Source organism: Luteolibacter ambystomatis (assembly GCF_018137965.1).
GTDB classification, from domain to species: Bacteria; Verrucomicrobiota; Verrucomicrobiia; order Verrucomicrobiales; family Akkermansiaceae; genus Luteolibacter; species Luteolibacter ambystomatis.
The window spans coordinates 3,511,827-3,525,667 of record NZ_CP073100.1 but is presented as its reverse complement, the minus strand read 5'-3'; the positions used below and the strand labels follow the sequence as shown (position 1 = coordinate 3,525,667).

The window sequence follows — 13,841 nt, the reverse complement described above, 5'->3', positions numbered from 1 at the left end:
ATGAGTCCTTCCAAATTCCTCGGCATCCCCGAATGCTTCTCCGCCCACGGCGGCCAGGTTGACCACCTCATCGACGTGGTCCACTGGTTCATGTTCGCGCTGTTCATGGGCTGGACGATCTTCTTCCTCTTCTGCCTGTTCCGCTTCTGGCACCGCCGCACCGGCAATGGCAAAGCCTCCTACGAGGGTGTCCGCAACCACATCTCCTCCCACATCGAGGTGGGCGTGGTGATCATCGAGGCGGTGCTGCTCCTCGGCTTCGCGTTCCCGCTCTGGGCGGACCGCGTGGACTCCTGGAAGCTGGTGCAGGAACAAAACCCGCTGCGTGTCCGCGTCGTGGGCTGGCAGTTCGGCTGGACCTACCACTACGCCGGTGCCGATGGCAAATTCGGCCGGATCGATCCGCACCTCATCTCCAGCTCGAACGAGCTCGGCATCGATCACAACGATCCGAACGCGCTCGACGATTTCACCAGCCCGATCCTCAAGCTGCCGGTGAACTACCCGGCGGTGCTGAACGTCACCAGCAAGGACGTGATCCACAACTATTCGATGATCCCGATGCGCATCCAGCAGGACGCCATCCCGGGCAAGGAGATCCCGATGTGGTTCACCCCGGTGAAGGAACTCGAAACCTTCGTGGTCTGCGGCCAGCTTTGCGGTGAAGGTCACGGCAACATGGTCGGCACCATGGAAGTGGTTCCGCAGAAGGCCTTCGACAAGTGGTTCCAGGAGCAGAGTGCATCCTCTCTCAAGGCCAATCAGGCTGCCGCCGCCAAGGCCGCCGAAGCCCCCAAGGCAGCTGAGGCTCCCAAGGAGCACAAGTAAGCGGACTCTTTCCTTTCCCAAGCCCGCGGGTGAGCGATCGCCCGCGGGCTTTTTCGTGTCCGGAGCATCCGGTCCGTGACCGATCTGGATTTTCGTGGTTGAGTGAACCCAGCGCATGGATGTGAACCTGACCGACATCGACCATGAGGATTTTCGCCGGCTTCTGGCGGAGATCGGCAAGGCGCGCATGCCCTATGGCAAGTTCGGCCCCAAGGACTATCCGCCTGCCGGAGTGCCGGTCATGGATCTGCCGCCGGAGTATCTCGCGTGGTTCAAGGAGCGCGGCTTTCCAAAGGGACGGCTCGGCGAGTTGATGGCCATCGTCTATGAGGTGAAGGAAACCGGCATGGACAAGCTGTTCGATCCGCTCCGTTCCATGAACGGCGGCCGTCACCGCCTGCGCCCCCAGCGCCGCAAGAGCTTCGACTTCGAGTAGGCTTCGGTAGAATACCTTCCTATAGGTCTGGTCGTTCTGGATCTTCGACCTCGAAGAGGTCGAAGAAAGTAGCCGGTGCGTCGCGCAGCGACCTCCGGGCGTCACAGCCCTTTGATATTTTCTCCGACCCCGTAGTGGGTCGCAGCAGGGCGGATAGATCGACACTCGTCATTCCGGTGTTGGTTTGTCCGCCTTTCTGCCCCGTCATCGCGAAAAGGTCGCAAATTCCTCCAAGACTTCCGGCCGTCCGCTGTCTACTCTGCAGAACTCATGAAAACCTTGTTCTTCAGTCTGACAGGGATGTGGCTTTTTGCACTCGCTGCCATGGGGCAGGATGTCGCGAAGATCCGCGCGGAACGCGATGGCATGGTGGACAAGGGGCGCTGGCGTGAGGCGCTGGACCTCTATGAGGAAAAGCTCCTGCCGGTCGGAGATGAGAATTCCGGGAAGGATTGGGAGAAGGTGATGATGTCCCTCCAACGCCTCAACGATTGGCAGAAGTTCGACGGCCTGATGGAGAAAGCCCTCGAGGCTCATCCCGATCAACCGCATCTGCTGCTGGCCGCGGGCGTGAGCCTCCAATCGGTGCCTCACGGCGGCCGGATGCTGGCCGGGGAGTTCGAGCGCCAGCAGGGCTACTACGGCCCGAGGCGTGGTGGCCGGCATTCTTTCAATCCGGGCGATGGCGATGCCACCGCCGGGGAAATGATCTCCTGCGCCTACCGTGATTTCGTCCGCGGGATGCAACTGGTGAAGCGCGCGGTGGACACGGCCCGGGACGAGGCATTCCGCGTCAATGCATGGGCCATGGTGGCGGCGAAGCTGGGGGAGGGACAATATGGCAGCGAGGCATGGAGGCTCCAGTTGCTCACGCCTCTGGACACTCTCCCGGATTGGCAGGAGGAAGGTCCGTCCGGAGGCACGGAGGGCGCGCCATGGGCGGGTGACAAGCCGGTGCTCTATGAAGTTCCGGCGTCCTGGGATGCGGCGAAAAACGATGGCGAGCGGCTGCGTTTCGCCTGGGCCGAGCAGGCGCGGTTGAATGCGTCTCTGGAGCCATGGTCGCGGTTCTATCTGGCCCAGTTCAACCGCAGCCAGTACGGCGTGCAGACCCTGGGCGGGTATGGCTGGTGGGGAGCTCCGGATGAGGAAAGCGGGAAGGGTATTCTCGCCGTGGACACTCTTGCAGATGATGAATGTCTCGCGAAGACCTCGGATGGTGTCCGCCGTTTCAAGCTGCCGCCCGGGCAACACTTCATCGCGCTCTATCGTTCGCTGTTGGATGACAAGTCTGTTGGCGGCTCGGCGGGGGATGCTCTGGTGGATGAATATCTCGACCGGCGTCAGTATGACCGTGCGGAGACCGCGCTGCGCGAGGTGATTTCCAAACAAGGTCCCGGCGATGACAAGCAGCGTGAAAAGCTCCTCGCCCAGATCACCGGCGCATGGGGACGTTTCGGTGCCGCGGAAACCGCGGCGTCCGGCACGCGGCCGAAAATTCCGCTGACCTTCCGCAATGCGGGCTCGATCAAGCTCACCGCCGCGCCCATCGACATGGAAGCGGTGCTCCGCGACATCAAGGACTACATTTCGGGCAATCCGCCGGAGCTCGATTGGCAGCGCATCCAGCCGGGGCAGATCGGCATGCGGCTCATCGAGGGGAAATCCACCAAGTATCTCGGCGAGATCGGAGCGGCCTGGCAGCAGGATTTGAAACCGGGGGAAAAGCATCGCGATACGTTGGCGAACATCGAGGTGCCGCTCGACAAGCCGGGCGCATGGTGGGTGACCGGCACGCTGGCGAATGGCAATACCATCCACACCGTGATCTGGATCATCGATACGGTGATCGTTCAGCATGAGACCGCCGCCGGGCGTCAGGTCTGGCTGGCGGATGCCGCCACCGGCGCTCCCGTGGCGGACGCGGAAGTGGAGTTCTTCGGCCACCGCACCGTGGACATCGAGCGGAAGCTGCCGCTGGGACGACGCTACGAAATCCGCACGAAGATCTTCAACCGCACGACCGATGGCGAGGGCCGCATTCTCCTCAAGGCAGGCGATTGGGACAGCCAGTACCAATGGTCGATGGTTTCCCGGAAGAACGGCCGGGGTCTGGCATTCGGCGGCTTCGGGCCATTTTACGGATATGGCGGCAATGACCCCGGAGCGTATCGTGACGCCATCTCCTACGGCGTCACGGATCGCCCGCTTTACAAGGCTGGAGACGCCATCCATGCGAAGTTCTGGCTGCGTGAAGTCAGCTATGGCAAAGCCGACGAGGCGCGTTGGTCAGGGAAGACCGGCCGGGTGATCTTCATCGATGGCTGCGGCCAGGAGGCGATGAAGATCGAGAATCTCAAGACAGATGCCTTGGGGGCGATAGAGGTCCAGAGCGTGCTGCCAAAGAATGCCGTGCTCGGCGCATGGACCGCACGCTTCGAGATTCCCAATCAGATCACCGCCATCGTGCGTTTCCGCGTCGAGGAGTATCGCAAGCCGGAATATGAGGTGAGCATCGAGGCTCCGTCCGAACCTGTGAGGCTCGGGGACAAGTTCACGGCAATCGTAAAGGCGGTGTATTTCCACGGGGCACCGGTGCGCAATGCCACCGTCGAGATCACCGTGAACCGCGAATCGCTCGGAGAGCGCTGGTTCCCGATGTGGCGCTGGGATTGGCTGTATGGCCGTGGTGCGTGGTGGTGCGGCGTCGAGGCTCCGTGGCATCCGGGATGGAAGTCCTGGGGCTGCATTCCACCGTCTCCTCCATGGTGGCGCGGCAACCGTTGGACGCCGCCGGAGCTGGTGATCAAGCGCACCGTGCAGATCGGCGAGGACGGCACCGCCAGGGTGGAGGTGGATACCGCTCCGGCCAAGCAGGTGCATGGCGACATGGATGCCCGCTATTCGATCGAGGCGAAGGTGGTGGATGCCTCCCGCCGTGAGGAAACCGGCAAGGGCAGCGTGGTGGCCGCGCGGAAACCGTTCGAGATCGTGGTGGCTGCGGACCGTGGCTACGCCCGCCCGGGCGAGAATGTGGAGGTCACGGTTTCCGCCGCCACACTGGCGGGCAAGCCGGTGGTGGGGGCCGAGGGCACGCTTCGTCTGCTGCGCCTCGTGGCAGGAGAAAACGGCCGCATCGATGAAAAGGAGATCTCCCTTTGGCAGGTGAAGACGGATGCGGAAGGAGAGATCCACCAGCGTTTCCAGGCACCCGCTGCCGGACAATACAGGCTTGCGGCGAAGCTCTCTCACAACGGTGGCGAGGCCACCGAGGGCGGACTCATTCTCAACGTCCACGGCACGGACAAACCGGGGGATGACTGGCAATTCGGCGATCTGGAGCTGGTGACCGACAAGGTTTCCTATGCTCCCGGAGACACGGTGAAGCTGCGGGTGAACAGCGATCAGCCGAACGCCCACGTGTGGTTGTTCCTGCGTGCCGAACAAGGCGGTGGACGTGAGGCGAAAAGGATCGTGCTGGATGGTCGCAGTGGCGAGGTGCAGATCCCGTTGTCGCTCGATGACATGCCGAACATCTTTGTCGAGGGCGTCACGGTGCATGGAGCACAGGTTCACACCGCGGTCAGGCAGATCCTCCTTCCTCCGCAGAGCCGGGCGCTGGACGTCTCGGTGGAGCCCGCAAAGGCCCGCGTGAAACCCGGCGAGAAATCCGCGCTCGCGGTGATCGTGCGGGATGGCGGGGGCAAGCCATTCCAGGGGACTACCACGGTGGCGATCTATGACAAGGCGTTGGAGGCACTCACCGGCGGTCCGAATGCCGCGCCGATCCTGGAAAACTTCTGGTCGTGGAAACGGAATTACTGGGGTCCTCGTACTGTGGGGTCCGTGCCGGGTTCGCAAGGGAGCCTGGCCGCTCCGGATGAGGTGACGATGCAGACGTTGGGCAACTTCGGATGGGTGGGCGTCGTGACAGGTGGCGTGGGCGGCAGGCTGGAGAGACGCTCCGCTTCGGCGAGAAGCAGGTTGGGCCTCGACGAGGGCGGGATGGCTGCGGATGCATTCAGTGCCGCTCCCGCTACCTTCGCCGCTCCCATGGAAGTGGCGAAGAAAAAGGACGCAGCCGGAGGAGAGGACGGCACGGAACCTGCGGTCACTGTCCGCAAGGAGTTCGCCGATCTGTTGAAGTGGGCCGGTGAGGTGAAAACCAACGCGGAAGGACGCGCGGAAATTCCGCTGGAATTCCCGGACAATCTCACCACCTGGAAAGCCCGCGTGTGGGCATTGGGTGAGGGAACCCGGGTGGGCGAGGGCAGCGCCGAGATCATCACCTCGAAGGAATTGCTGGTGCGTTTGGAAGCTCCGCGTTTCCTCGTCGAGAAGGATGAGGCGGTATTCAGCGCGGTCGTCCATAACGAATACGACGCACCCAGGACGGTGAAGGTTTCGCTGGAGCTTGAAGGCGGCACGGTCGAGCAGATCGGGGGCGAGACCAAAAGTGTGGAGATACCTGCCAAGGGCGAGGTTCGTGTCGATTGGCGGGTGAAAGCCCTCAAGGAAGGAGAAGCCGTGGTTCGCATGAAAGCGGTGACCACGGACGACGGCGATGCAATCGAGAAGAAGGTGCCGGTGATCGTTCACGGCATGTTGCGCCAGGATGCGTGGAGCCGGGTGATCGATCCGGGCAAGGACAGCACGTCGATCGATTTCGAGATTCCGGAGCAACGCCGCGCCGACCAGACCAAGCTCACGGTCCGTTTCTCGCCCACGGTGGCGGGTGCGGTGGTGGATGCCATTCCCTATCTGGCGGAGTATCCATACGGCTGTACCGAGCAGACGCTGAACCGCTTCGTGCCCCTGGTGATCGCGCGGAAGATGGTGCAGGACCTCGGTGTGAATCTCGATGAGATCCGCGAGAAACGCATCAACCTGAATCCCCAGCAGATGGGGGACGCCCGGGAGCGTGCCGAGCAATGGCGGCAGTGGAAGAGGAATCCGGTTTTCGATGCGCTTGAGATCGAGAAGATGGAGCAGGCGGGCGTGGACCGCCTCATGAACATGCAGAACTCCGATGGCGGATGGGGATGGTTCTCCGGTTATGGAGAGACGTCTTATCCCCACACCACGGTGGTGGTCGTCCACGGCTTGCTGTCCGCGAAGGCGAATGGCGCGAATGTGCCGGACGGCATGCTGAATCGTGGCGTCGCGTGGCTGCAATCGTCTGAGAAAAAGGAAGTCGCCGCCCTGAAACGTCATGTCGCCCGTGTTGCTGCGGAGAAAGCGGGCAAGAAGCCGAAGCCATCGAAACTCTACGAGAAGAGCCGTACGGATTCCACCGATGCCTTTGTCCGGATGGTGCTGGGTGAGGCGGGCAAGGATGGGCCGGAGATGGTGGATTTCCTGTTCCGCGATCGCCTGGAGCTACCGGTGTATGCGCAGTGCCTCGCGGGGCTGGAGCTTCATCGGAGGAAGGACGCGGGCCGCCGTGACGAGGTCATGCAGACCATCGCCCAATTCGCGAAGCGCGACGATGAAAACCAGACCCACTACCTTGATCTGAAGAACGAGTCCTACTGGTGGTACTGGTATGGCAGCGATGTGGAGGCGAACGCCTGGTATCTCAAGCTGCTTTCGGCGGTGAAGCCGAAAGCGCCGGAAACTCGTGGCTTGGTGAAGTATCTGGTGAACAACCGCCGCCATGCCTGCTACTGGAACTCCACCCGCGACACCGCATATGCGATCGAGGCCATCGCCGCCTATTTGAAGGCGAGCGGTGAGCTTGCTCCGAAGATGGATGTGGAGGTGCTGCTGGATGGGAAATCGCTGCGGACGGTGTCCATCGACCGGGAGAACCTGTTCTCTTTTGATGGCACGGTGATCGTGGATGCAGCGGGCTTGCCGACGGGCAGGCATACGGTGGAGTTGCGCCGGAAGGGGGAAGGTTCGTTGTATGGGAACGTCTATCTGGAGGTCTTCTCGCTGGAGGACTTCCTGCGCAAGGCGGGCCTCGAGGTGAAGGTGGAGCGCCACGTTTACAAACTGATCCCGGAAGAGAACCAGACCGTGGTACCGGACTCGACCGGACTCGTGGTGAACCAGCGCGTGCAGAAGTTCCGCCGCGAGGAACTCAAGGACGGAGCAAGCCTCGCCAGTGGTGACCGCATTGAGGTGGAGCTCGTGCTGGAGAGCAAGAACGACTACGAATACCTGATCTTCTCCGACGCGAAGGCGGCGGGCTTCGAAGCGACCGAAAGCCTGAGCGGTTACGTCCGCGGCAGAATCCAGGCCTACATGGAACCACGCGACAAGACGGTGGACTTCTTCATCCGGTCGCTGCCGCGTGGCACCAGCCAGGTGACCTACCAGCTCCGTGCGGAAGCTCCCGGCAAGTATCACGCGCTGCCCGCGAAAGCAGAGGCGATGTACGCGCCGGAACTGCGCGCGAACTCGGACGAGATCCGGTTGGAGGTGGTGGAGAAGAAGTGAATCTCTAAAGCGCCAAAGGCGCGCTCCATACCAGCCTGGGTCGCAAGGCCCAGGTTGGGTCCGGTGTTTGTTTGGAGGGCTGAAGGCCCGATCCATTTTTCGTTCGGGGAGTGAGCATCGTAGTCTTCTCCACATCGATCGGGCTTTCAGCCCTCCATCATGGGAGTCATGCCCACCCAGCCCTTGCGGGCTGGGCTGGTATGGGGCGGACCTTTGGTCCTCAAGAGAGCGATCAGGATTCGATGTGATGGGTGAGAACCTTGAGCCAATTCTCCGTCATGCGTTCGAGGCTGAAATGCTCCTCCACATGGCGGCGGCCATTCGCACCGAGTCTCGCGCGTTCTTCCGGTGATCGCGTCAGATCGACCATCGCCTTCGCCAGAGCTTCCGGTTCATAAGGCGGCACCAAACGGCCTGTCTGTCCGTCGATGACCTGCTCGGAGGCGCCGCCAATGTCGGTGGCGATCACCGGCAGACCCGAGGCGAGTGCTTCGAGCGAGGCATTCGGACATCCCGCTGGATTCGAGATCATCACGAAAACGTCGAGACCCGCATGGAACGTGGGGATATCGCGGACATCCCCGAGCCATTCCACCGGCAGGTCTGCGGATCGGGTTTTCAGTTCGGCGGCATGTTCCTCACTCCCCGTTTCGATTCCTCCGGCGATTTTCAACACGCAGGTAGGGAGTTCCGGGATGGCATCACGAAACGCATCAAGCAAATCACCAAGGCGTTTTTGCGGGCTGATGCGCGCCGTCGTGCCGAAGACCAGCACGGGACCGGCAGGCCGTCGTGCCGGAACCTCATGTAGCGGAATGCCATTCGGCACCACCTTCACCGGCACACCGAGCGCGGCGGCGCGCTCCGCTTCGGCGTGATACTTCACCACCATCACATCGAGCACGCGTCCGTAGTCCGCAGGCTCGCACACCGGCAGTGATGCGGGGCGCTGCAACAGCCAGCGGTCGAGCGAATCGAAGAACATCTCCCCCGGGCTGACATCCACCACCCGGGCGAAAGGCAGCCCTTCCGCGATCAGGAACTTCGAAGCCGTGATGGCATTCCAGAACGTGACCGTGCGTGGTGGGTCGGCCGTCATCTCCGCGAGAATGAGATCCGCGGAATCGATCGCATCGATTTGTCCGAAAGGTGGAGGAACGAACACATCAATGCCCGCTGCTACGAGAGCTTCGCGTCCCGGTGTCGGGTGATCGGGATATTCCTGTAGCAGAGCAAGACGCACGCGGTGGCCGCAGCGATGCAGTTCCACCATCAGACGCCGCAGCGAAGATTGCGCACCGCCGACTGAGAGATTGTTGGCGACGAACCAGAACGTTTCTCCGGGCTTCTCCCGTCGGCAGGCTAATTGCCGGAGCAGGCGTGCCGTCCTTGCCGCCATGCGGTCCGTGCTGAAATCGCGGAAGACCCTGTCGCGGCCGGATGCGGGAGGATCGAGCAATACCGGCACCAGCGCGGCGGCAAATTCCTCCGGCGTGGCTTCCGGTGCGATGAGTTTCATCGCCGGGCAGCGCGCCGCGATTTCCGGCGTGCCGCCGACCGCCGTGACAACCACTGGCAAACCCGCCGAGAGGGCCTCCAGATGCGCGAGGCTCAGCCCTTCGTGCGCGCTGTAGGAAACGAAGGCATGTGCTTCCGCGAGCACCTCAGGCACGGGCCGTGTGCCGCCGGTGAACTCCCAACGGATGCCATGGAGTTGAGCCTGTATCTCCAGATCCTCCAGGCACGCGACCGCATTCGGATGGCTTTCCGGGGCTTCACCCGCGATGACGAGTCTCAAGGCTCCGGAATGCCCGCGACGTTTCAGTTCCGTGCGCGTGGCCGCCAGCATCGCAGGCAGGCGGTCGAGCCGTTTCTGGGGGCGTGGATTCGCCACTGCGACCAGCGTGAATGCTTCGCCATCCGGTCGCGGCGATTCCTGCAGCGGCTCGATGCCATTCCACACCGTGCGCACCGGAATTTCCGGCAAGCGATAACGGGATTCCTGAGCAACCGCATTCGAGCAGGCGATGAACAGCGAGGCGTCTTCCTTGCGCAGCGTGTGCCAGTCTTCCGGCCAACCGCGCGCAGTATTGTGAAGGGCCACGGCGGTAGGCAGTCCAAGCGTGGATAGCGCACGGGTATCTTCCGCGCTGGTGAGATGCAGGTGCAGGACGTCGATGCCGTGGGCAAGGACCAGCTTCTTCACCTCGCCCGCGCGTTCATGACGTCGGGCATGCGAGAGATCGATGAAAGGCGGTGCGTCCTCCAGCATCCGCCGCAGCGGCGTGCCAAGTACGGCAAGTATCGTATCCACACCATGGCCGGGAAGATGCCGGGTGAGATCAGCAGCTATTTTCTCTGCTCCGCCATGCTGGAGGCTGGTGACGATTTCCAGAGCGCGCAGCGAATTGCCGCTGGCGAAATCCAACGCAGGGAAATGCACCAGCCGCGTTCCGGGCGGGATGTCTCTCTCCTCGATGCGTGCCGTGGCGGTTGCGAGCGTGGGATGCCATTCGCACATGACGGGCGGGAGACCGTTGGCGGCTTGGATGTCTCCGCCGTGCGCTGCTTGCAGGTCATGCCATGGATGATCCTTCGCATCGAACGGCGGGAGCCCGAAGGCCACCGGAGCGTTTTCAGGCAGTGGCATGAACCACTCCGGATGCGTCAACCAGGTCCCCGCGCGGACGATCAGCACGGGGCCTTCTTCAGGAGGAGCGGTGTGGATTTCGTGAATGCCCGCCGCGCGGAGGCTGCGGATCGTACGTGCGGCCAGCCATGGTCGCCGAGGATCGCCATCGAATATCCAGGCACGCACTCCGCTCATCCGATCACGCGGTTGAGCAGCGCCCCGTCGTTCAGATGACGGCGGAAGTTCTCGAGGAAATGAGCCACCAGCACCCGGCTTTCTCCGCGTTGCCCTCCGGCGACATGCGGCGTGATGTGGCAATTTGGAAGACCGAGCAGGCGATGTCCTTCCGGCAGCGGTTCCGGATCGGTGACATCGAGCCATGCGGCCTCGATAGGACCGTGTTGCAGGGCGTCGGCCAGCGCGTCCTGATCCACCGTGGTGCCGCGGCCGATGTTGTAGAACACACTTCCCGATTTCATCGCGCGGAAAACCGTTTCGTTGAAAAAGCCGCGCGAGTCCGCGTTGTCCGGCAGGATGTTGATCACGTGATCCGCCTCTCCAAGAGCGGCGATCGCTTGATCCGGTGTGACAATGCGGATGCCTTCGTCTCCGCGCGGTTGGCGACGGACGGCGGTGATTTCCATGTTGAAGGGTGCGAGCATGCCAACGAGCCGCTCGGCGATGGCACCATAGCCGTAGATCGACACCGATTGCCCGAGAAGCAGGCGGCTGCTTTCGCGCAGCATCGTCCATGCGGGATCGCTGTTTGTGCAGCGGGTTTTGAGTGAACGCGGTAGTTGCCGGGCCTGTGCGAGCATGAAGGCGAAGACATGCTCGGCGCACGCCTGATCGTAGACATGGGAACTGTTCGTCACCACCAGTCCGCGGGCTTTCGCGGCTTTGCGGAACCCAGGCGTGTCATATCGCGTGAATCCCGCGGAGCTGACCTGGAGCCACCTCAAGCGCGGAGCGTTCAACACGCTGGCGACATCCGGTTGGCCGAAAGCGATGTCCGCTTCCGCAATCAATGGATCGGAGGCCTGCTCGACCAGTACCGAGGCCGCGCGTTTGGCGGGAAGCAGAAGTTCATGCGGCGCGATCTCGTTGCGCAGCCAATCGAGGAGTCCGGCGGAGGCCTGGATATCGGTGAAAACCTTGAGCGTGGACATGAAAACAGATCGATCAATAGGCAGCCGGATTGCGGGGCGGCGGAACAGGGCGGGCCCAGTCGTCATCCCGATCATCCATCAGGGGGCTGTGTTGCATCGGCGGCGGCTGGTTGAACATCCGCGAGGCCATGGCGGAAGCCGCTGCGGCAGCCACGATGGGCATGATCGAAACGGAAAGCGGGCGGCGTCCGGTGAAGACGAAATGTCCCTGCGGTCCCGGCTGGTAGGTCAGGCGGCTGCGTTGTTCCACGCCATCGGCGAGCCGGTAGGTCACGTCCAGCGGCGTGCCCGCTGCCGCATCCGTTTGCAGCCAGAAGCCGTCCTCGGTCATGCGCACCTGATGCTGCACGGCCGGAGCGGGAGGGAGATAGCTATTGTTGCTGTTGGATGGGAACGGGGGCGGCGTCCCACCACTCCTGCGGGAGGCGGTTTTCACGATCGCGACCACGATGGCGACGACCGCACCAAGAGGGATCAACAGGCAGGCGAGTCCGCCGATGCTGAAACCTGGGGATTGGCCGGAGTAAGCGACGGTGCTGCCGGACAAAGGAGCCGGATCAGGAGCGCCTGCGGAAGAAGGCGATGATTTGGCCGGCAATGGAGCGGGCGTCGGAGCTTCCGCGATCACCTGATACGGCGCGGCGATGCGGAAACCGATATCGGCATTGCGGCTGCGCGGATCGGCGCGGTAGCGGGCCGCGCTGCGGGTGTTTTTCAGGTCACGGATCCACGAGCCACCGCGGAGCACGCGGCGCGGCTTGTCGGAGAGGTTCTGGTTGGTTTGGAGGGGATCGGTGACAGGGCCCGCCGTGTAAGGCGCATACCAGTCGAGGCACCATTCCGAGACATTCCCGCCGATGCGGATGCCCCACAGGTTCGAGGCGGTGGAGGCGGTGGCGTGGGTGCTGTTGTTCGAGTTGCCTTTGTGCCAGGTCAGATCGGTTTTCACTCCGGCGGCGGCGAGGGTGGAGGTGCCGTCGTGCCACGCGGCGGTGCTGCCAGCACGGCAGGCATATTCCCATTGGGCTTCGGTCGGCAGCGTGATGCGGAGAGCCCCCTTTTTCGACAGCCAGCTACAGAACTCCGAGGCATCCGGAAAAGTGATGAGACACACCGGATCGTCCGGCGATTGGCCGAAGCCCGGAGACTTCCACGTGAACTGCTTCTGCTGGACGAGTTCCTTGCCATTCCATCCAAAGCCACCGCTGGTGCCGGTCTCCGCCTCGGTCCGGTAGCCGGTTTCGGAGATGAAGCGCTTCCATTGGCCGACGGTGACGGAGCTCCTGCCGATCCAGAACGGCTGGCTGATCGTTACCTGGCGCTGGCTTTCATCCGCTGCGCGGCCTTCCTCCGTGTCTGGGGACCCTTGGGTGAAAGTTCCGGCCTCCACCCGCACCACCTCCAGAGTGACGCCGCCGCCCAGATCAAGCGTCTTGGTTTCATTCGCGGTGGCCAGGCAGGCAGCCACCCAGACCGGCATTCCGACGAGCCACGATCGTTGCATGTGTGTCCGCAGGGTAGGGAAGCGGGGTGGATTCCCACAATTCCCATTTGAACCCGATTTTCCATCCGCATTCCGCCTGCAACCCCGGCTTGCGGGCGGCCGGGATTTTGAAAAAATCCGCCACCCGATCCCCGCTGCGGCGACTCATTTTGGAGAAAATGCCGGAAAATAGGAAGTTTGGGCTTGCCTCCCCCTGTGGATGGGGTATTCACCGCGCCCCGAATTATGGCTAAGAAGAGCTGGATCGCACGCAACGAACGCAAGGCACAAACTGTCGCCAAGTATGCCGACCTCCGTCAGAAACTGAAGGAGGAGAAGGACTACGTGGGTCTGACCCTGCTTCCCCGCGACGCCAGCCCGACGCGCTTGGTGAACCGCTGCGAATTCAGCGGCCGCCGCCGCGCCTTCCTGCGCCGCTTCAAGCTTTCCCGTATCAGCTTCCGCGAACTTGCCAGCGCCGGTATGATTCCGGGCGTGACCAAGTCGAGCTGGTAAGCTGGCACGACACGCGCTACATTTCGACCCGGGACGGAAACTACCCGCTCCCGGGTCTTTTTCATGCCCATCTACGAATACGTTTCAGAAGCTCCTGAGGATCCCGAACGATCGTGCCGCATCTGCGCCCGAGGGTTCGAGCTGCGCCGCCCTGTAGACCGCGCGCCGCTGGAGAAGTGTCCGTTGTGCAAGCACCCGGTGAAGAAAGTCATCTCCCGGGTCAATACTCCCAAAATCGCCAAGCCGCTGTCCATCAGCGATGCCAAGGCCGCGGGATTCACCGTCCTCGAAAGACGCGACAAAGGCGTCTACGAGAAACTCTGAACTCCTGCG

8 protein-coding genes are annotated in these 13,841 nt (G+C 62.6%); 5 read left to right on the top strand and 3 right to left on the bottom strand.

Annotation, left to right across the window (positions count from 1 at the left end):
* The 3 genes from KBB96_RS13350 (at window position 1) to KBB96_RS13340 (ending at window position 7,708) form a co-directional block, all read left to right on the top strand.
* Entirely contained in the window at window positions 1–828 is an 828-nt protein-coding gene (locus tag KBB96_RS13350) for a cytochrome c oxidase subunit II (RefSeq protein ID WP_211629943.1), read from the top strand.
* 115 nt (window positions 829–943) lie between these two features.
* The gene (locus KBB96_RS13345) at window positions 944–1,264 is read left to right on the top strand and encodes a DUF3820 family protein (protein WP_226373541.1); all 321 of its coding nucleotides are present in this window, start codon (window positions 944–946) and stop codon (window positions 1,262–1,264) included.
* A 270-nt stretch (window positions 1,265–1,534) separates the two neighbouring features.
* On the top strand, window positions 1,535–7,708 hold the full coding sequence (locus tag KBB96_RS13340) for an alpha-2-macroglobulin family protein (protein WP_211629942.1): 6,174 nt from the start codon (window positions 1,535–1,537) through the stop codon (window positions 7,706–7,708).
* Between the two features lie 232 nt (window positions 7,709–7,940).
* On the opposite strand, the gene KBB96_RS13335 is transcribed toward KBB96_RS13340, so the two are convergent.
* The 3 genes from KBB96_RS13335 to KBB96_RS13325 are packed head-to-tail and all read right to left on the bottom strand — an operon-like array spanning window position 7,941 to window position 13,013.
* Window positions 7,941–10,535, bottom strand: coding sequence for a glycosyltransferase family 4 protein (locus KBB96_RS13335; RefSeq protein ID WP_211629941.1), 2,595 nt, complete (start codon window positions 10,533–10,535; stop codon window positions 7,941–7,943).
* Window positions 10,532–11,509 (bottom strand): D-2-hydroxyacid dehydrogenase, encoded by a 978-nt coding sequence (locus KBB96_RS13330; protein WP_211629940.1) that lies wholly within the window; start codon window positions 11,507–11,509, stop codon window positions 10,532–10,534. The genes KBB96_RS13335 and KBB96_RS13330 overlap by 4 nt, the downstream gene beginning before the upstream one ends.
* 13 nt (window positions 11,510–11,522) lie before the next feature.
* The gene (locus KBB96_RS13325) at window positions 11,523–13,013 is read right to left on the bottom strand and encodes a formylglycine-generating enzyme family protein (RefSeq protein ID WP_211629939.1); all 1,491 of its coding nucleotides are present in this window, start codon (window positions 13,011–13,013) and stop codon (window positions 11,523–11,525) included.
* A gap of 225 nt (window positions 13,014–13,238) precedes the next feature.
* Here KBB96_RS13325 and rpsN point away from each other — a divergent pair, with 225 nt between their 5' ends.
* Together rpsN and KBB96_RS13315 are read left to right on the top strand one after the other, a co-directional pair.
* The gene (gene rpsN / locus KBB96_RS13320; RefSeq protein ID WP_211629938.1) at window positions 13,239–13,508 is read left to right on the top strand and encodes a 30S ribosomal protein S14; all 270 of its coding nucleotides are present in this window, start codon (window positions 13,239–13,241) and stop codon (window positions 13,506–13,508) included.
* 63 nt (window positions 13,509–13,571) lie between these two features.
* On the top strand, window positions 13,572–13,832 hold the full coding sequence (locus KBB96_RS13315) for an FmdB family zinc ribbon protein (protein WP_211629937.1): 261 nt from the start codon (window positions 13,572–13,574) through the stop codon (window positions 13,830–13,832).
* Window positions 13,833–13,841: the final 9 nt, after the last annotated feature.

Coding starts and splice junctions, on each gene's coding strand:
- rpsN (WP_211629938.1), top strand. CDS start 13,239: ATGGCTAAGAAGAGCTGGATCGCACGCAACGAACGCAAGGCACAAACT.
- KBB96_RS13340 (WP_211629942.1), top strand. CDS start 1,535: ATGAAAACCTTGTTCTTCAGTCTGACAGGGATGTGGCTTTTTGCACTC.
- KBB96_RS13315 (WP_211629937.1), top strand. CDS start 13,572: ATGCCCATCTACGAATACGTTTCAGAAGCTCCTGAGGATCCCGAACGA.
- KBB96_RS13330 (WP_211629940.1), bottom strand. CDS start 11,509: ATGTCCACGCTCAAGGTTTTCACCGATATCCAGGCCTCCGCCGGACTC.
- KBB96_RS13345 (WP_226373541.1), top strand. CDS start 944: ATGGATGTGAACCTGACCGACATCGACCATGAGGATTTTCGCCGGCTT.
- KBB96_RS13335 (WP_211629941.1), bottom strand. CDS start 10,535: ATGAGCGGAGTGCGTGCCTGGATATTCGATGGCGATCCTCGGCGACCA.
- KBB96_RS13350 (WP_211629943.1), top strand. CDS start 1: ATGAGTCCTTCCAAATTCCTCGGCATCCCCGAATGCTTCTCCGCCCAC.
- KBB96_RS13325 (WP_211629939.1), bottom strand. CDS start 13,013: ATGCAACGATCGTGGCTCGTCGGAATGCCGGTCTGGGTGGCTGCCTGC.